Raw genomic sequence first — 386 nt, forward strand, 5'->3', positions numbered from 1 at the left:
GCTCCGGCGGGATGGGACATCTCCACCGGCTCCAGTTCCGTTGATATCGCTATCCTGGACTCGGGCGTCGATCCCTCCCACCCGGACCTGGCCGGCAAGCTTCTCCCCGGTTTCAACTTTGTTTTCAACAACACCGATACCCACGATGTCACCGGGCACGGGACAAAGGTCGCAGGCTCGGCCGCGGCCATGGGCAATAACGGCACCGGGGTTGCCGGTGTGGCCTGGAACAACCAGATCATGCCCCTGGTGATCGCGGACTCCACCGGCTACGCCACCTACTCGCGCATGGCCAGCGCCATCACCTACGCCGCCGATCATGGCGTCAGGATCATCAACCTCAGCTACGGCGGCTCCACCACCTCCTCGACCCTTCAGAATGCCGT

Annotated in this window: 1 protein-coding gene; it reads left to right on the forward strand. The window is 63.5% G+C overall.

Features of this window, described 5'->3' with window-relative positions; translation table 11 throughout:
* Window positions 1-386: S8 family serine peptidase (locus KJB29_RS19135; RefSeq protein ID WP_215735898.1), on the forward strand; the 386-nt coding region annotated here is incomplete at both ends.

The sequence above is a fragment of the Geobacter grbiciae genome, from assembly GCF_018531165.1.
In the GTDB taxonomy this organism is placed as follows: domain Bacteria; phylum Desulfobacterota; class Desulfuromonadia; order Geobacterales; family Geobacteraceae; genus Geobacter; species Geobacter metallireducens.